General features: G+C 54.3%; 13 protein-coding genes and 1 pseudogene. 3 read left to right on the forward strand and 11 right to left on the reverse strand.

Features of this window, described 5'->3' with window-relative positions; translation table 11 throughout:
- Positions 1-309: 309 nt before the first annotated feature.
- Together O9K67_RS16030 and O9K67_RS16035 are read left to right on the forward strand one after the other, a co-directional pair.
- Positions 310-1,392 (forward strand): annotated as a pseudogene (locus O9K67_RS16030) (porin).
- A 187-nt stretch (positions 1,393-1,579) separates the two neighbouring features.
- Entirely contained in the window at positions 1,580-2,770 is a 1,191-nt protein-coding gene (locus O9K67_RS16035) for an amino acid aminotransferase (protein ID WP_061494692.1), read from the forward strand.
- A gap of 42 nt (positions 2,771-2,812) precedes the next feature.
- Here O9K67_RS16035 and O9K67_RS16040 read toward each other — a convergent pair whose 3' ends face one another.
- The 7 genes from O9K67_RS16040 to cmoM form a co-directional block, all read right to left on the reverse strand.
- Positions 2,813-3,460 (reverse strand): MBL fold metallo-hydrolase, encoded by a 648-nt coding sequence (locus O9K67_RS16040; protein ID WP_061494691.1) that lies wholly within the window; start codon positions 3,458-3,460, stop codon positions 2,813-2,815.
- Positions 3,461-3,487: 27 nt separating this feature from the next.
- A complete protein-coding gene (locus O9K67_RS16045) occupies positions 3,488-4,036 on the reverse strand; it encodes a YcbK family protein (protein WP_061499947.1) in 549 nt (182 codons plus the stop codon).
- 188 nt (positions 4,037-4,224) lie between these two features.
- Positions 4,225-6,036, reverse strand: coding sequence for a L,D-transpeptidase (gene ldtD / locus O9K67_RS16050; RefSeq protein ID WP_061494690.1), 1,812 nt, complete (start codon positions 6,034-6,036; stop codon positions 4,225-4,227).
- A gap of 186 nt (positions 6,037-6,222) precedes the next feature.
- Positions 6,223-10,671, reverse strand: coding sequence for a chromosome partition protein MukB (mukB, locus tag O9K67_RS16055; protein ID WP_061494689.1), 4,449 nt, complete (start codon positions 10,669-10,671; stop codon positions 6,223-6,225).
- Complete coding sequence (gene mukE / locus O9K67_RS16060) at positions 10,671-11,375, reverse strand: chromosome partition protein MukE (RefSeq protein ID WP_061494688.1); 705 nt, start codon at positions 11,373-11,375, stop codon at positions 10,671-10,673. Before mukE ends, mukB begins: the two co-directional genes overlap by 1 nt.
- The gene (mukF, locus tag O9K67_RS16065; protein ID WP_061494687.1) at positions 11,356-12,678 is read right to left on the reverse strand and encodes a chromosome partition protein MukF; all 1,323 of its coding nucleotides are present in this window, start codon (positions 12,676-12,678) and stop codon (positions 11,356-11,358) included. Before mukF ends, mukE begins: the two co-directional genes overlap by 20 nt.
- Positions 12,671-13,465 (reverse strand): tRNA uridine 5-oxyacetic acid(34) methyltransferase CmoM, encoded by a 795-nt coding sequence (cmoM, locus tag O9K67_RS16070; RefSeq protein WP_061494686.1) that lies wholly within the window; start codon positions 13,463-13,465, stop codon positions 12,671-12,673. Before cmoM ends, mukF begins: the two co-directional genes overlap by 8 nt.
- Before the next feature lie 118 nt (positions 13,466-13,583).
- On the opposite strand from cmoM, the gene elyC reads away from it, so the two are divergent.
- On the forward strand, positions 13,584-14,363 hold the full coding sequence (gene elyC, locus O9K67_RS16075) for an envelope biogenesis factor ElyC (RefSeq protein ID WP_061494685.1): 780 nt from the start codon (positions 13,584-13,586) through the stop codon (positions 14,361-14,363).
- On the opposite strand, the gene O9K67_RS16080 is transcribed toward elyC, so the two are convergent.
- From O9K67_RS16080 to O9K67_RS16095, 4 genes are all read right to left on the reverse strand, one after another.
- A complete protein-coding gene (locus O9K67_RS16080) occupies positions 14,340-15,233 on the reverse strand; it encodes a YcbJ family phosphotransferase (protein WP_061494684.1) in 894 nt (297 codons plus the stop codon). The two genes, elyC and O9K67_RS16080, sit on opposite strands and share 24 nt — an antisense overlap.
- A gap of 135 nt (positions 15,234-15,368) precedes the next feature.
- Positions 15,369-16,115 carry a 3-deoxy-manno-octulosonate cytidylyltransferase gene (kdsB, locus tag O9K67_RS16085; protein ID WP_061494683.1) on the reverse strand — a complete coding sequence of 249 codons (747 nt, stop codon included), beginning with the start codon at positions 16,113-16,115 and terminating at the stop codon, positions 15,369-15,371.
- Entirely contained in the window at positions 16,112-16,294 is a 183-nt protein-coding gene (gene ycaR / locus O9K67_RS16090) for a protein YcaR (protein WP_061494682.1), read from the reverse strand. Before ycaR ends, kdsB begins: the two co-directional genes overlap by 4 nt.
- Before the next feature lie 53 nt (positions 16,295-16,347).
- Positions 16,348-17,577, reverse strand: a complete 1,230-nt coding sequence (locus tag O9K67_RS16095) for a winged helix-turn-helix domain-containing protein (protein WP_061494681.1) — start codon at positions 17,575-17,577, stop codon at positions 16,348-16,350.
- Positions 17,578-17,619: the final 42 nt, after the last annotated feature.

The raw sequence follows: 17,619 nt of genomic DNA on the forward strand, positions 1-17,619 counted from the left end.
TCAATTAAACATAAGTAATTCATATAAATAGGAATGAAGATGCTGTTTTTAGCAGCAGTCAGTTCGGAATTATGAAGTGGTTCACAAAGTTCCCTAAAATTAATAAATCCTTACACAATATTTCTTTTTGTTACCGCTTTAAGACATTTGTAGCACTTTCAGGGTAGCGAAACGCTGACATGTTTGGAAAGATGCCTTTCAGACACAGAAAGACACCAAACTCTCATCAATAGTTCCGTAAATGTTTATTGACGGAATTTATTGGCGGCAGTGGCAGGTGTTAAAAAAAACCAATGAGGGTAATAAATAATGATGAAGCGCAATATCCTGGCAGTGGTTATCCCTGCCCTGCTGGTAGCGGGCGCAGCTAACGCTGCAGAAATCTATAACAAAAACGGCAACAAACTGGACTTCTACGGCAAAGCTGTAGGCGAGCACATTTGGACCACCAACGGCGCAACCGGCAACGAAGACACCACCTACGCTCGTGTGGGTTTCAAAGGTGAAACTCAGATCAACAGCGAACTGATCGGTTAGGGTCGTTGGGAATACAACATGGATGCCTCCAGCACTGAAGGCAGCCAGGATACTAAAACCCGTCTGGCATTTGCTGGTCTGAAAGCAGGTGACTTCGGTTCTTTCGATTACGGTCGTAACTACGGTGCTATCTATGATGCCGAAGCAGCAACTGACATGCTGGTTGAGTGGGGCGGCGATGGCTGGAACTACACTGACAACTACATGACCGGTCGTACCAGCGGTGTTGCAACTTACCGCAACTCCAACTTCTTCGGTCTGGTTGATGGCCTGGGTCTGGCTCTGCAATACCAGGGTAAAAACGAAAGCTCCAGCCGCGATGTTAAAAAACAGAACGGCGACGGCGTAAGCACCTCTGTGACTTACGATCTGGGCGCTGGTTTCGGTGTTGCTGCAGGTTACTCTTCTTCCAACCGTACTGTTTCTCAGAAAGTTGATGGTAACGGTGACAAAGCTGAAGCGTGGGCAACTTCTGCTAAGTATGACGCTAACAACGTGTACGCGGCAGTTATGTACTCTCAGACCTACAACATGACTCCGCAGGCAGACGATACCTTCGCTAACAAAACTCAGAACATCGAAGCGGTAGTACAGTACCAGTTCGACTTCGGTCTGCGTCCGTCCGTTGGCTACGTACAGACCAAAGGTAAAGACCTGGCTGCACGTGGTAGCTTCACCGGTGGTGATGCTGACCTGACCAAATACATCGAAGTGGGTACCTGGTACTACTTCAACAAAAACATGAACGTATATGCTGCATATAAGTTCAACCTGTTGAAAGACAACGATTATACCCGTGCAGTTAAACTGGCTACAGACGACCAGGCTGCTGTTGGTATCGTTTACCAGTTCTAATCAGTCACCCCTCGACTGTTATATGCATATCAAACAGGGCTCCGGCCCTGTTTTTTTATGTCTGCGATATAAAGACCGATGACTTTTGAAAAGTATCGCGCTTTTTATCGCAAACGGTTGGCAATTCCCGTATCTCCCGTTAACCTGATAGCGGATCTCCCTTCTGTCATCAAAATGGAACCTCGTCATGTTTGAGAATATAACCGCCGCTCCTGCCGATCCTATTCTGGGTCTGGCCGATCTGTTTCGCGCCGATGAACGCCCCAATAAAATCAACTTAGGGATCGGTGTCTATAAAGATGAAACCGGCAAGACCCCGGTGCTGACCAGCGTAAAAAAAGCGGAACTTTATCTGCTGGAAAATGAGACCACTAAAAATTACCTCGGCATCGACGGTATTCCTGAATTTGGCCGTTGCACCCAGGAACTGCTGTTCGGCAAAGGCAGCGCGATTATCAACGACAAACGTGCACGCACAGCGCAAACCCCAGGTGGTACCGGCGGTCTGCGCGTAGCGGCGGATTTCCTTGCCAAAAACACCTCTGCAAAACGCGTATGGGTAAGCAACCCAAGCTGGCCGAACCATAAAGGCGTCTTCAACTCTGCCGGTCTGGAAGTGTGTGAATACGCTTACTACGACGCGCAGAATCACGCACTGGACTTCGACGGTATGCTGGCCAGCCTGAATAACGCACAAGCGGGCGACGTGGTGCTGTTCCACGGCTGCTGCCATAACCCGACCGGTATCGATCCCACGCTTGAACAGTGGGAGACGCTGGCGAAGCTGTCCGTTGAAAAAGGCTGGCTGCCGCTGTTTGACTTTGCTTACCAGGGCTTTGCCCGCGGTCTGGAAGAAGACGCTGAAGGGTTGCGCGCGTTTGCTGCGCTGCATAAAGAGTTGCTGGTTGCCAGTTCCTTCTCGAAAAACTTTGGTCTGTACAATGAGCGTGTTGGTGCCTGTACGCTGGTTTGCGCTGATGCAGAAAGCGCCGATCGCGCCTTCAGCCAGATGAAATCGGTCATTCGTGCGAACTACTCTAACCCACCAGCGCATGGCGCTTCCGTGGTGGCGACGATCCTCAGCAATGAAGCTTTGCGCGCAATCTGGGAACAGGAACTGACCGATATGCGCCAGCGTATCCAGCGCATGCGTCTGCTGTTTGTGAATACGCTGCAGGAGAAAGGCGCGGATCGTGATTTCAGCTTTATCACGAAACAGAATGGCATGTTCTCATTCAGCGGCCTGACCAAAGATCAGGTGCTGCGTCTGCGCGAAGAATTTGGGATTTACGCCGTGGCATCCGGGCGTATTAACGTAGCGGGCATGACGCCGGACAATATGGCACCGCTGTGTGAAGCCATCGTTGCTGTGCTGTAACCCGTGGTGAAAAAAAGGGTCGCCACGGCGACCCTTTTTTATTTACCAGACTGGCTGCTCATCCTGCAAAAACGGGTTATGCAGCCGTTCATCACCCAGCGTCGACAGAGGACCGTGGCCGGGAATAAACGTCACATCATCGCCAAGCGGCAATAACTTGCGTTTGATGGAGTCAATCAGTTGCGCATGGTTGCCCTGCGGGAAATCGCTGCGCCCTACGCCGCCTTTAAACACCACATCGCCGGAAATCAGCAAACGCGATTGCGCGTCGAAGAACACCACGTGACCCGGCGTATGCCCCGGGCAGTGCAACACCTGTAAACTCACTTTGCCCACGCTGACCGTATCGCCTTCATCCAGCCAGCGATCCGGCGTCAGCGGCTGACAATCATCAAGACCAAACATCCGGCTTTGCGCCGGTAAGCCTTGCAGCCAGAACTCATCTTGCTTTTCCGGGCCGATAATAGGCACACCATAATGCTGTGCTACTTCAGCCGCCGCGCCAACGTGATCGAGATGACCATGCGTCAGCAGAATCTGCGTGAGCGTCAGGCCGGAAGCATCCACTTCCTGAATAATACGCTCAGCATCACCGCCAGGATCGACCACGGCGGCAAGTTGGGTTTGTTCACACCAGACAAGCGAACAGTTCTGGGAGAATGCGGTAACCGGAATAATACGATAGTTCATGCTGCTCCTGTAGCTCAGGCCTGAGGTTTACCAGTGCCGAAGCGGCCCGGTATCAATATGCACAAAGTTGCTGCTGGGGTAATATCCTACACCACCCGCGCGCAGAGATAACGCAGCTTTGCGAATATTGCTCAGAGAAATCCCTTCGATATGAAAATCCATGGCCTGCCCTTTGGTGTGATAACTCTTTTTCGCCACTCCACGGCTATGCTCACGAAGTTCATTATTGGTATCAACAGAACGATAACCAGAAACGAGTTGCACAGGTTTGCGTGTTCCTAACAGCCCCTGCAGACGATAAAGCTGATCAAACAGACGAGGATCGATGCTTTTGATCTTATTCGCGCGATAATCACGGAAAAAGTGGTTAAGTTTTGCTAATTCATCCTGAATATAGCCCCTGCCGTCGAAAAACTCGGCTTTAATAGATTCTCCGGTATGAAGATTATTAAGCGTCAGAATACGCGGGCGTGGAGTAGAAAGGGTGGCAAATGCCTGCGTCGGCAAGAAGGATGCGCCGAGAGCGACCCCACCTAAAGCAAGCAGTTTGCGACGATTAGCGTCAAATTTATCCATGATAATCAGGTCTTCAGGCAACATAAAATTGAACGTAATTTATGCACTTTTATGCGCACGAGAGGCACCTTACCGGGCATCAAAGTCCACGTCAAGGTTGCCTCATCCCAGCAAATACGGGCTCTGTAGCTTACCTGACCCGTTTTTCACCTTTTCTTACGACAACGTTATTTTACGAACTGCTTCATTTACCTGATTAATTGCTCCGCTTTTGGCAGGATTTGTGCACCGGATCGCGCCGTCAGATCATAATTGTAAATATCTGTACGATACTGCGTGCGACCATCAGCCCCGACAAACGCCGTCAAATAATAGAAATTGACCGGAATATCCTGACGGATATTCACGTAACGGGTATCCCCTTGCTTCAACGCATCGGAAATACGCGCGTCATTCCAGCCGGCATCCTGCAGAAGCATATTCGCCAACTCAGAGGCTTTATTCACACGTACACAGCCTGAACTCAGTGCCCGCGTCTCTTTCTGAAACAGGTTATGGTTCGGCGTATCGTGCAAATAGATAGCGTCAGAACTCGGCATATTGAACTTATAGCGGCCCAGCGAGTTCTGCGCACCAGGTGCCTGCTGGAACCGGAACGGCAGGTTTGATGGCGTAATTGTCGCCCAATCCACCATAGAGGGATCGATCGCTTCCTTGCTGTTCCAGCCGCGGAGCACGGTATAGCCATGGCGTTCCAGATAACCCGGATCACTCCATACTTTCGGCAGGATGTCTTTTCGCGCCAGCGTTGGTGGAACATTCCACGGCGGGTTGACCACGACATTGCTTAGCGCGCTGCTCATCATCGGCGTTTTACGATCGGGTCGGCCGACAATCACCCTTGATGCCAGCACCGGGTTACCGTTCAGGTAATAAACCAGTGAATATTCCGGAATATTCACCATAATTCCGGTCGCGAGATTACCGGGCAGCAGGCGAAGGCGTTGAATATTCAGTGCCAGCACGGCTGCACGTTGCGCCGGGCTAATGTTAAGCCAGTCACGCGTTGACTGACCGATCACCCCGTCCGCATGTAGCCCCTGCCAGGACTGAAAGCGTTTTACCGCTTCGACCAGCTGACGATCATAAGGACCGCGCGCTGCAGCCGTTGCGTGCGTTTTTTTCACCGGCTGAGCCGACGGGCTGACGGCGACATCATCGCCCGGCAGCGCGATATTGGGGCCACCATCCAGCATACCGGTACGCTGTAAAATTTCGCGCAGCGCAGCAATATCATTGCTCCACTGACCAGGACGAAGGGACGCAGTATCTTTTAATTGCGGCCACGGGCGCGCATCGGCCACCAGCGCCAGTAACGACCGGTGCATTGCCGTATATTGCGGGTGGTGCGGAGCCAGGCTATTGATGAAACCAGGCAGTGAGTCCTTATCCAGCGCCAGCTGCCACTGATTGATAACGGAAAGAGCCGGCGACGCCAGCGTGTAGGGTTTGTCGCTATAGAGCCAGCGCTGCCCTTTTGTCTGAATACCTTCAACAAAATGCAGGTACCCCAGCATCGCATCCGACAGCACAATATCGCGCGCCAGCCCCGACACACCAGGATCGGTTAACAGCTCAACCCAAGCGGTAAATTGCGGCTGAAAACCGGCAATTGCCACTTCAGCCAGTTGTTGCTGAAACGCCTGCACCGCATCACGGTTGTCCCACATGGGTTTTTGCCCCCGCGCGGCATAGAGCGCAGCGAGCTGGTTCATATAGACCGGTGTCCAGTTCGCCGGCAATTGCGACTGCAACTGCGCACGCACTGCTGTTACTGAAACACCGGCAGGATAAGGTGTGATACCTGCCATCATTGCCGTTGCAGGCGACTGTTCCAGCGGCTGTGCGAGCGCGGTCGGTTGATCGCCCTGCGTGGCTGAACTATCAACAGGAATCACTTCAGGCTCATCGGCCTGCACACCAAACAGCGGAGCGAATGCAAATGCCAGACACAAACTCAGCGCCGACATTCGACGACCATACAACTTCTCAAGCAACATCCCTTGCCCCCTGTTTCTCTCACATTGCGCATGACGAATTCGTCAGCTTTCTATCAGTATATAAACAGCAAAAACCATTTGCCTGACCTGGTGTAAAGAAGTTTAAAGATAAAAAACCGGCAGGCATAGCGTTCAAAAATAAAAAAAGGGCGACACATATGCCGCCCTTTGCGTTCATCACACACGCTATGAAGCGTCTGCGGTACCCGGCAATGTTTCCGGTAGTTGCGCCGCGAAGCCGCGCAGACCGACCACATGCACATGTTCATGATTCTGGAAGACTTTACGTACCAGTTTATACGTTGTGCCTTTTTCCGGGCTGATGTTTTCCGGCGCGGCAATGATCAACTGCATCTCCAGACGTTCACACAGCTCGAACAAGGTCGCAATGGAACGGGCATCGAGACGTGCCGCCTCATCAAGGAACAACAGACGACACGGCGAAATATCTTTGCCGCGCAGGCGACGGGCTTCATCTTCCCAGCTCTGCACGACCATCACCAGAATCGACATCCCGGTACCGATAGCCTCCCCGGTGGAGAGCGCGCCGGATTCTGCACGTAACCAGCCGTCGGAGCCACGGTTAACTTCCACTTCCATCTCCAGATAGTTGCGGTAGTCCAGCAGCTCTTCACCAATGGTCTGCGGCGTGCGTTGGCCCATATCGATTTGCGGGTTCAGGCGCTGATAGAGTTTCGCCAGCGCTTCCGAGAAGGTCAGGCGGCTGCTGTTAAACAGATCCTGATGCTGCTCATGTTGCTCTGAAAGCACCGTCAGCAACGTGGCATGGCTTTCGCGCACGTTCACATTCAGACGCACACTGTTAACCTGGCCGAAGGAGACGCTTTGCAGCCCCTGGTTCAGCATACGAATACGGTTCTGCTCGCGCTGAATGGTTTTACGAATAATATTCGCCACACTGCGGGAGCTGATGGCCAGTTTCTGCTCGCGGGACGTCAGTTCTTCCGTCAGACGGCTGAGTTCGATCTCCATCTGTTCAATGGCTTCAACCGGATCATCAGTACGAATAATATCCTGACGGATACGCTCGCGCAGATGCTGATACACGGCGACGAAGAACTGGATCTTGCGCTCCGGACGTTTTGGATCTTCCGACATACGCAGTACATCGCGCAGATGCTCATTGTCTGATACTGCCAGACGCAATGCCCCCAACGCCTTATCCGACATCGAACGCAGTTCGTCAGCGGAGAGATAAGCCAGCTCACGGCGGTGCAAACGGCGTTCTACGCCATTGTCTTTCACCATGCGCATCACCGCACACCAGCCCGCTTTCGCGGTCACCACCTGCTCGCGCATCTCATGATAATCACGTTCCAGCTTGCGCAGTCTGCGTGTCAGGTTATCCATCTCCGCTTCACAGAATGTGAGCGCTTTTTCCAGTTGGTTGCGACGGGCACGGTTGGTAGAGAGTTGTGCATGCAGTTCGTCGCGGCGAATACGCGCCCGCTCTTCCGCGCCGCCATCCGCACGTACGCCGATCTCCTGCAACTCTTTTTGCAGATCGTTAAGCAGCTCTTTTTTGGTATCAAACGAACTTTTCAGCGAAGCCAGCACCTGGTTGTACTGACCGTACTGCGCCGCATGGCTACGCATCGCTTCACGGGCTTTGGTTCGTTCCGCTTCCGCCTGCTCCAGGCGCTGACGCAATTTTTCGTTGAGATCGTTGTTGCCGTTAAACATTTCAGCCGCATCGGAATAGCTGAAATGGGCGCGGCGTTGCACCACTTCCGCCAGCACAAATGCCTGCTGGCGCGCCTCACGCTGCACCTGCTGTGAGGCGGCGTAATCTTCTTTTAACTGTTCAAACTGCTCCGGGTCGCTTTGCAGCACCGACACCATCGGCTCCAGTTTTGCCAGCTGGTTGCCAAACTGCTGAATAAAGCGGGCGGCTTCCTGCGCCTCATCCAGACGCTCCTGGATCTCATCTACGCGATCCGCCAGCGTATCGTCAGCCAGCAAGTTGATGCGGGGCAATAAGCGGTTAAGCTGCGCCACGCCCTCTTTCGCCTGCTCAAACTGTACACGGCTTTGCTGGTTGTCGTTCTCATGAGCGCTGATGGCGCGCTCCAGCTCACCGCGGCGGCTGTTGAGCGTACGGATCTCCGCTTCCGGATCGTCTTCGAACGCCACCGCCAGATGGCTGCCAATAAAGCGGCTGAACGCCTGATGCAGACGCTGCGTTTTTTGCACATCGAAAGAGAGGGTAGCAAAACGCTCCGCCAGTTCTTCACGTTCGGCGTGCAGGCTTTCAATGCGGCTTTCGCGGGCTGCGCGGCCAAACAGCGGCAGCGTCGGGAAACGAGAGTAGCGCCACTGGCGATCGGCAATCTTCACGACCACCGCTTTCTCCAGCTCATCAACGCTGAACACGCTGTCATCAAAGGATTGTGGATCCCCTTCAATCAAATAGAGATCTTCCGGGCAATCATCCAGGCCTTCCAGCATTTCGGCGATCTGCGACAGATCCGGCACCACAATGGCATGGCGCGAGGGGCCGTACAACGCAGAGTAGTACGGCGCATCGTCAATGCTGACATCATCGTAAATTTCTGACAGCAGCACGCCGCCAAAGCGTTCCGCCAGCGCATTCAGACGCCCGTCTTCCGCGCCGCCAGGCTGACTTAACCGTTCAATTTCGTCGTCCACTGCACGTTTGCGCGCGCCAATTTCGTCACGTTCAACGATGGCTTCCCGCTCGCGCTCCAGCAGTTGTTGCAGGTATTCGGTCACATCCTGACCGGATTCAAACTGCTCGCCGCTCTGCTCGCACAGTTGCGTCAGACTACTCTGCGCCGCCAGCCAGACAGGCGCGCGTTTGGTCAGCGACTGAATACGTGATTGCAGCTGCTCCAGTTCCTGACGCATCGCCATACGCTGTTCACCCGCGGCAGCGACATTATCGGACAGTGCAGCGATTTGCGCTTCCAGTTGCTGATGCAGCGCCTCTAACTCTTCGGCGTCATACTGCTTACCCTGGCGTTTGCAGAACTCCGCCAGCAAACGCTCAGCATCCTGCTGCTCACGCAGACGCTGCTCCAGCTCATTCAGACGCATACGTAGCGGCTGAACCTGCTCCGCTAAATGGCGCTGGTTAACACCATCGCGCAATAAGTCGCGGGCAACATCCCAGGCTTCATCACGGGCCAGCGGGCCATTGATGGCCGCCACCAGTTGATACGCCTGCTCAAACTGGCTGTGCGCCGTCTGGGCTACGCTCAGTTTCTGATCCAGTGACAGCAGTTTTTCTGTGGCTTCCTGCTCTTTCGCCTGGAAGGTTTCCAGCCATTCATCGGCGGTTTCTGCCGTCAGATCCGGCAGACGGCACAGCTCTTTTGCACGCTGCAACGCCTGCAGCGCCTGGTTGTACTGGATAGCGCGGGTTTGCTGTACGTCCAGCGCCTGCTGGTAGTCTGCAAGCTGGCTTTTCAGCTCATCCACTTCCAGTTCAGCCGCTTCGGCGCGGGCTTCGTTCTCTTCCTGGCGCTCGGCGGCTTCCGCCACCACTTCATGTTGCTCTTCGAGACGAATGCTCAGTTCGTCCAGATCCGCTTCGTAGCGTTCAATTTTTTCCTGCTGACGCAGTGCCGTCTGCACCAGGTTCAGGTGGTCACTGGCGGCCTGATAATCCGCTTCCAGATCCCCTTCCGATCCGGCGTGCTCAGAGAGCTCGCGCGCCATATCAACATGCTTGTATTGTTCCGCCGCCAGCTGCTGACGCGATGTAAACAGTTCACGACGAAACTCCAGCGCCTTGTCCAGATGCACCCGACGTTCGTTAGCGTGGCGCATATAATCCGCCGCCACGTAGTTAGTGGCTTCACTGATTAAATGCTTAAACAGATCGCGATCCGACTGAGTCACACGGATAGCTTCCAGCGTCATGCGGTTTTCGCGCAACGCAGCTTCCATGTCCTGGAACGCCTTACGGACACCACCGTTTTCCGGTAACAGATAATCGCGAAGAGAACGGGTAATGGCGCTGGAGATCCCGCCGTACAGCGAGGCCTCAATCAGACGATAGAACTTACTGCGATCCGAAGCAGAACGCAGACGCCGCGCGACAATGCCCAGATCGAACATCAGCGCATGGTAGTCAGTAATAGAGTTGAACTGCTTAAACTGTACGCCTTCCATCGCATCCAGTTTGTCTTTCACTTCCTGCAGCGACAACACCCGCGCCTGGCGTTCGTTCAGGGTTTCCGTCAGTAACTGAGTCGGCAGCATGGCTGTCGGCAGGCCCTGAATGGCAAACGGTTTAATGTCCACTTTACGATCGCGACCGGCAACCTGCTGCAGACGCACCCCCACCAGCACACGCTGATGACGGGAGTTGATCACATCGAGCACCGAATAACAGACACCGGCTTTTAGCTTCCCGTGCAGACCTTTATCACGGGAGCCTGACGTGGCTCCGGCTTCAGTGGTGTTACGGAAATGCAGCAGCGTCAGATCCGGAATCAGTGCGGTGACAAACGCCGCCATAGTGGTGGATTTCCCGGCGCCGTTCCCCCCGGAGAGGGTGGTTACCAGTTCATCCAGGTCAAAGGTGCGGGCAAAAAAGCCGTTCCAGTTAATCAGCGTTAGCGAACGGAACTTACCACGATCGATCATTACTCTTCCTCCGAGCTATCCGGCTGATTGTCTTCAGGCTCATCATTGAGCTGCAGGTGGTTTTCGACAGGCATCGCTTCACCGTCGCGGATCATGCGCAGTTGCGCCTCACGCGGATCATCGCCCGAGCGGACATCCGCACCAAAGCGGAACACCGATTCAGTGATGCGGAACTTGCTGCTGTCATTTCCCATAAACCAGATCATGCCGAGACGGCGCAGACGGTTTAACGAGGAACGCACCTTTTCCTGCAGTTTTTGCCGGTCCAGGTCGGAACCGGTTGAGCGGTTATTCACCAGCTTCAACAGTTTCGGTTCATCCGCCAGCGACAGCAACTCGTCATACAGCTCCTGTTGGGTGAAGATCCCTTCGTTAGCCAGACGTTCCGGGCTGAGATAGAGGTAGCAGAGGATTTTGCCAACCATCATATCCAGTTCAGAAAGCACCGAGCGCGGGATAAGCGTGGTGGAACGCGGGCGCAGATAGAAGAAACCTTCCGGCGCGCGAATCAATTCAACGTTGTAGCGGGCGTAAAACTCTTCCAGGTACTCCTGGAAATCCATTAAAAAGGCGTGATTATCCAGCTCGTCGAGACCAATATGTCTGCCCGAGCGTAGCGCGCTGTCCAGCGCCGGAAACAGCGAGTTAGCCAATGCCTGCGCCAGTTTGACCGGCATCACTTGTTCAATATTTGTCGATGACATGCGCCTGTACCTTGGCTCCGTAATCATTAATCGGCTGCCATTTCGGCGGCAGGCCGGTGAAATCTGCTTGCGCTACGCCGAGACGTACCGCCTGATCAACCACAATGCGCGCAATGTCGAAATGACGAACGCGCGGATACTGCGCCAGATACTCGCGGGCCACCAGGCCGAGATCCAACGGCACCCCTTTGGTCTTATAAATTGCCAGTTGCTGCTCGATCATCGCCGCAAGTTGCTCGCGGATTTCGTTAAACTCTTCGAACTCCAGATCCGGCGGCAGTTCACCGGTCACTTCTTCATCGCGCAGCGCCATCTCTTCATCGCGCATATCGAGTAAGCGGTCAGCATTGGCGTAGGTCAGTGCCCATGGAGCGTCGAAATAAGACTGTACCGATTGGCGCAGACGCTGGGCAAAAACGCGGTTTTTATCCATATCAATGGCGGTACGGATAAATTTATGCACGTGACGGTCATAGCCGATCCACAGGTCAATCGCCTGTTGGCCCCAGCTCACAATACGGTCCAGCTTGCTTTGCAGGTTGAACACCAACTGGTCGAGGAACTCTAAATCGCTGTGCGCCATGGTTGCATCCTGGATGCGCAGCAAATTGGCCTGCAATTTGTCTCCGGCGGCTTCCAGCGTGTCCTGCAGCTCGCGCAAGGTGCCGGAGGTTTCCGACAACAACATTTCGCAACTGGAAATCGCCGCACGCCAGTCTTTGTTCAGCAACTGGGCAATGTCATCTTTCACCTGCTGCTGCTGCTCATCCATCACGCGCTGGGTGAGGTCGATACTGTCGAAGATCTCCGCCACCGAATATTTTAACGGCGCATAGACGTTACGGTGCCAGTGAAACTCATCACCGCCCTCGTCTGCTGCATCGGCAGCGCGTTTTAACTCCCCGGCCACGATCGACAACTGCATCGAGAGGCGCAGCGTAGAAAACTCACGCTGGCGGATGTAGTAGTCCGTGATGCCGATACCCAACGGCGTCAAACGGTAGATCGCATTGCCTTCCGTTAACTCACTGGTAAAACGGTTTAATAAACGCTGACGCACCATATCGTTAATGGCGTTGTTGGCGCGCTGAACGATGGTTTCACTGGTTTGCTCAAAAGCATCACTCACATAACGAAAGGCATCTACCAGCTCGCCTTCGCTCATTTCACCGTCCAGACGCTCGCCGTTAAGCGTGGCGACAGCCAGCAAAAAAGAGAGCCTGTCGACCGGCAGTGAGATGGAGAAATCATTTTTTCTGGCCCAGGCAACCAGTTCGGGGACTGTCTGGGAAAATTCACTCATCGTTTGTCCTTCCATCGATTTTCGGCCTAAGCGCGGTCACGTGAATATAGCGGCCGAGACTGATATACGGCTCCTGGCGACAATAGCGCGTTTCCAGTTCAAGCAACGCATCGAAACAGTCATGCTGCTGGTGTTTCTCGCGAAGGTAATCGTGAAAAACACGTACGCCGGTTTTCCCGGTTATCTGCCAACCAATGTCTTCAAGCCAGCCGTAGACATCCGCAGGAATGCGCGGATGGTCCGGGGAGAGAGTCCGCTTTTTACGTTTCGGCATACCTGCCCGCACGTAATCAAAATTCCCTGCCACCATATTGTGCATCAATAGCCCGTCAGCGTTATAGAACATCAACGACAACGCACCGCCAGGGCGCAACACCGACCATAGGGTCTGTAATACGCTGACGGGTTCTGCGACCCATTCAAGCACAGCATGAAACAATATCAGATCAACCGGCGATTCCAAATGCTGTGCAATGTCCTGAGCGGCGCATTGTACGAAATGCATGTTACCGCTCACACCTTTCTCGTCGGCCGCAGCCTGCGCGCGTGCAATCATCTCTTTCGACACATCGCACAGCGTCACCCGATGGCCCCGTTGCGCCATACGGATCGCCGTTTGCCCTTCTCCGCCGCCAGCATCCAGCACGTGTAATTTGCCTGGTCCCATTGACGCCAGCAATAGATCAAGATCCTGCCAAAGGATTGCCTGACGCAACTGCCCCTTGGTGGTGCCATAGATATTGCGTGAGAATTTCTCCGCGATGTCGTCGAAATTTCGATCCTTCATGACCGCTCCACGCTTGCGACAAAACCGCTATTTTGTCACAGCCGTACCGATAATGAACCCATCCGATGTAAGATCCCCTGAAATCATCTGCTGTATGCTCAAAAAGGAGACGGATACGGTGCTTTTTACCCTCAAAAAATACATCGGCGGCCTGATGCTGCCCCTGCCTTTGTTACTTTTGCTGATCGGTTTGGGCCTCGCGCTGGTGTGGTTCAGCCGCTGGCAAAAAACCGGCAAAGCCGTTGTCACCCTTGGCTGGGTGGTACTGCTGTTGTTAAGCCTGCAACCTGTCGCCGATGGGCTGCTAAAACCGATCGAAGATAAATACCCGACCTGGCGCGGAACACAGCCCGTAAAATATATCGTGATACTCGGCGGTGGCTACACCTGGAACGACGACTGGGCGCCCAGTTCTAATCTGATCAGCAACAGCTTACCGCGGCTCAATGAAGGGATCCGTCTGTGGCTGGCGAACCCTGGCGCAAAACTTATCTTTACCGGCGCGGCGGCGGAAACCAACCCGGTCAGCACTGCCGAAGCGGGCGCGCGCGTGGCAGAAAGCCTGGGCGTGCCGCGTAGCGATATCATCACACTGGATGAACCGAAAGATACGGAAGAGGAAGCGGCGGCGGTCAAAGCGGCGATTGGCGATGTGCCTTTCCTGCTGGTCACCTCTGCCTCGCATCTGCCACGGGCAATGATCTTTTTCCAGCATGTCGGACTGCATCCGCTTCCGGCTCCAGCCAACCAACTGGCGGTCAGCTCGCCGCTTAATCCATGGGAACGGGTTATCCCCTCCCCGGTCTGGCTGCTGCACAGCGACCGGGTAGGATATGAAACACTGGGAAGGCTCTGGCAGTGGCTGAAAGGCAGTTCAGGAGAGCCAGGGGAGCAGTGATTTAGAGGCCAGTTCAAAGTTGGTGCGGCTAAATTGCCCGGTATTCACCAGTTGCGCCACTTCATCCCATAACAGATACAGCCAGCGTCGCCAGAGGAACGACTCCGCCACGGGCGCACGCTGTAAGTAGTGCCAGAGCAGATCTTCCGCCTGCGCGCTATCGACCAGGCGGAACAGTTCATATTCACGCGGCGCCCACAGCATAATGCCCGGCCCGACCATCGCCAGTAACTGATCGCTACGGGCATCTTTCAGCATACTGCGCAAATTAAAGCTACCATGCACCAGCACGCAATTGTCGTTAAATCCTTCAAACAAAGTCGGCAGGCACTCCCGGGTGCGAAACAGCACACGTTTATCCTGCATGGTCAGGCCGGTATTGTGATACTGATTCAGGGTGGTCCACAGCACTTCAACGCGCTGGCGGTACCAGGATGGCCAGATATTTTCCTGCGTGCTATCGACCGTTCCCACGCAGCCGTGACTGTCCTGCCGATGCCAGGCGAGCAGCCCCTCGACAATCTGATCTTTCAGTTGCTCCCAGCGTTCCGGCGTACGTGCGGGCGCTTCAACGGGAACACCACGCAGACGCTCAATCAGCAGCACATCCGGCCCCGGATGTTCTTCATGGGTCATGACGCCGTAGACCACCGGCATCCGCACCGTACCACTGCGTGCGAGCATTGAAACTTTCCAGGCCAACTGTCGCGCAAGACCCGGCGTGGAGAAAGTTCTCGCCAGTAATGGCATCGGGTTGCCCTTACTGTCATATAAAGACCAGAGTGCCGAGTCAGGTTTTTCGCTGACGCACTCCATACGACTCAATTTTTCTCCCAGCAGATGACTTAGTTCGGCGCGCAGTTGTTCCATAGCAGATGCCCTCATCAAGACTACTGCTTTTATAATGAGCGCCAGGGCGAGAGATGTCACCCTGATGAGATCAAAACAGTTTAAGAATTTGACTATTTGAAGAGAAATCCCCTTCGAATGAAGGGGGTGAGGAGATTAATGCAGTTCTGCCCGAACGCGTTCCAGATCGTCTTGCGTATCGACACCGGTGCCGGGGACAACGCTCGCCACTGCGACATGTATTTTCTCGCCATACCAGAGCACACGCAGTTGCTCCAGCATCTCAATCTGCTCAAGCGGACTGGTTTGCCAACTGACATAACGGCGGATAAAACCGGCGCGGTAACCATAAATACCAATATGGCGCAGAAAGGTATCGCCAATCGTTTCGCGGGAAAGCGCAAAGCGATCGCGATCCCAGGGAATGGTGGCGCGAGAAAAATAGAGTGCATAACCTTCGGCATCCATCACCACTTTCACGGCGTTAGGATTGAACGCTTCTTCCGCACTGTGAATCGGCACCGCCAATGTCGCCATGCCAACATCGCGTGTGGCCAGATTATCTGCAACCTGGCGAATAATGGCCGGCGGGATCATCGGCTCATCACCTTGCACGTTGACAATCAGAGTGTCATCGCTGAAACCGCATTTTTCCACCACTTCCGCCAGCCGTTCAGTACCGGACTGGTGATCGACGCGGGTCATGCAGACTTCGCCGCCCACCGCTTCCACTGCATGCTTCACCGCTTCGTTATCCGTGGCAACGATGATGCGTTCAGCCCCCGACTCACGGGCGCGCTCCAGCACATGCACCACCATCGGTTTACCATTAATATCCACTAAGGGCTTACCCGGCAGACGTGTTGAAGCATAACGAGCAGGAATTATCACCACAAAACTCATGGACGGTTCTCTTCGGCAGTTAACGAACGCGCTTCGTTTTCCAGCAGCACGGGAATACCTTCACGGACAGGAAAGGCCAGGCTATCCACTTTGCAGATCAGCTCCTGCTTATCCTGGGTGTAATACAGTTTGCCGTTACAAACCGGGCAGGCGATGATTTCAAGTAAACGGTGATCCATTTTTCCTCCTGATGCACCGACGATTAACGGGTTAAGCTTAACATATTCAACTCTTACACCGCGCCTGTTTCCAGACCAGCGCGCAATGCCAAAAAGAGCCCTTCCGGCAGACGGGAAAAGGTGACCCGCTGCGCCCCCTGCCAACGGGCAAAATCAGTTATTGCAACCTGCAACCCCTTTTCCAGAGCATCAGTCGGTTTCACACCCGTTTCAAGATAGAGCGCAATAACCTCCAGTATCCCTTCTTTACGGTGCATTTTGGCATCCATACGCCCGACAAGCCGACCGCGATGCAGCAGCGGCAGAACAAAATAGCCGTATTGCCGTTTTGGCGCAGGGGTATAGCACTCCAGTCGATAGCTGAAATCAAACAGCTGTTCTGCTCGTTTACGATCCCAAACCACCGGGTCAAACGGCGAAAGCACCGCACTGTGCGTGGCCCGCAGTTTATCGGCCTCGGCCTGCTCTAAAAGCGGCAACAGCGATGCGTGCAGCCATGCCGGACCAATGCGCTCAATGTTGACGGGGTAGATCTGTTGCGCGGCCTGTAACCGCTCCAGCAGGACGGGCAACGCAGGTTGACGCAGGCGATAGTAATCTGCCAGCCACTGAGCACGAAAAATCCCCAGGCTGCGCGCACTATTCTCCAGCATGCGATATTCGGCTTCGGCTTGTGGTAACAGGTCGCGCGTATCATCCCAGTGCGGCATGACCCGATGGGTTAAATCATAAACACGCTGAAAATTCCGGCGCTCAACCACCATTACTTGCCCGGCGGTAAAGAGCCCTTCGAGATGGCGTTTGTGGGGTTTCCACTCCCACCAGCCGCTGGTGCCTTTGCGGGGATGTTCGAAATCCGCCGAACGTACCGGGCCATTTTGCCGGATATGTGCAATAAGCAGCGCGATTTCGTCCGCATGCTCGTCCATCCATGCCTGGCGGTATTTCCACCCCATGTTACCCGGTGACAGCATGCGGTGGCGCATCAGCGCAAAATCCTCACGCGGTAAAAAACAGGCTTCATGCGCCCAATATTCCATCAACTCGCCGTTTTTCAGGGCATCATCCAGCCAGTGCGGCGGGTAATGACCCAGGCGGCTGAACAGGACCAGATAAGGGCTGCGAGCAACAATGTTGATGGTATCAATTTGCAACAGCGACATACGCTGAATCGTGGTGAGGATATCTGCAGGTCTGGCGCGCCGCGAGGGTTTACGTAATAGCCCCTGGGCGGCGAGATGCAGATGACGGGCGGCGGTCAGTGAAAGGTGCGGCACAGACATGGGAGTTCCTGTTAAGTCAACAGGGCGCAGCCGATGCAACAG

Source organism: Kosakonia oryzendophytica, assembly GCF_027886705.1.
Lineage (GTDB): Bacteria > Pseudomonadota > Gammaproteobacteria > Enterobacterales > Enterobacteriaceae > Kosakonia > Kosakonia oryzendophytica.

Bases quoted from the DNA above. Each gene is read 5' to 3' on its own strand.
- O9K67_RS16035 (WP_061494692.1), top strand. From the start codon at position 1,580: ATGTTTGAGAATATAACCGCCGCTCCTGCCGATCCTATTCTGGGTCTG.
- O9K67_RS16040 (WP_061494691.1), bottom strand. From the start codon at position 3,460: ATGAACTATCGTATTATTCCGGTTACCGCATTCTCCCAGAACTGTTCG.
- O9K67_RS16045 (WP_061499947.1), bottom strand. From the start codon at position 4,036: ATGGATAAATTTGACGCTAATCGTCGCAAACTGCTTGCTTTAGGTGGG.
- ldtD (WP_061494690.1), bottom strand. From the start codon at position 6,036: ATGTTGCTTGAGAAGTTGTATGGTCGTCGAATGTCGGCGCTGAGTTTG.
- mukB (WP_061494689.1), bottom strand. From the start codon at position 10,671: ATGATCGATCGTGGTAAGTTCCGTTCGCTAACGCTGATTAACTGGAAC.
- mukE (WP_061494688.1), bottom strand. From the start codon at position 11,375: ATGTCATCGACAAATATTGAACAAGTGATGCCGGTCAAACTGGCGCAG.
- mukF (WP_061494687.1), bottom strand. From the start codon at position 12,678: ATGAGTGAATTTTCCCAGACAGTCCCCGAACTGGTTGCCTGGGCCAGA.
- cmoM (WP_061494686.1), bottom strand. From the start codon at position 13,465: ATGAAGGATCGAAATTTCGACGACATCGCGGAGAAATTCTCACGCAAT.
- O9K67_RS16080 (WP_061494684.1), bottom strand. From the start codon at position 15,233: ATGGAACAACTGCGCGCCGAACTAAGTCATCTGCTGGGAGAAAAATTG.
- kdsB (WP_061494683.1), bottom strand. From the start codon at position 16,115: ATGAGTTTTGTGGTGATAATTCCTGCTCGTTATGCTTCAACACGTCTG.
- ycaR (WP_061494682.1), bottom strand. From the start codon at position 16,294: ATGGATCACCGTTTACTTGAAATCATCGCCTGCCCGGTTTGTAACGGC.
- O9K67_RS16095 (WP_061494681.1), bottom strand. From the start codon at position 17,577: ATGTCTGTGCCGCACCTTTCACTGACCGCCGCCCGTCATCTGCATCTC.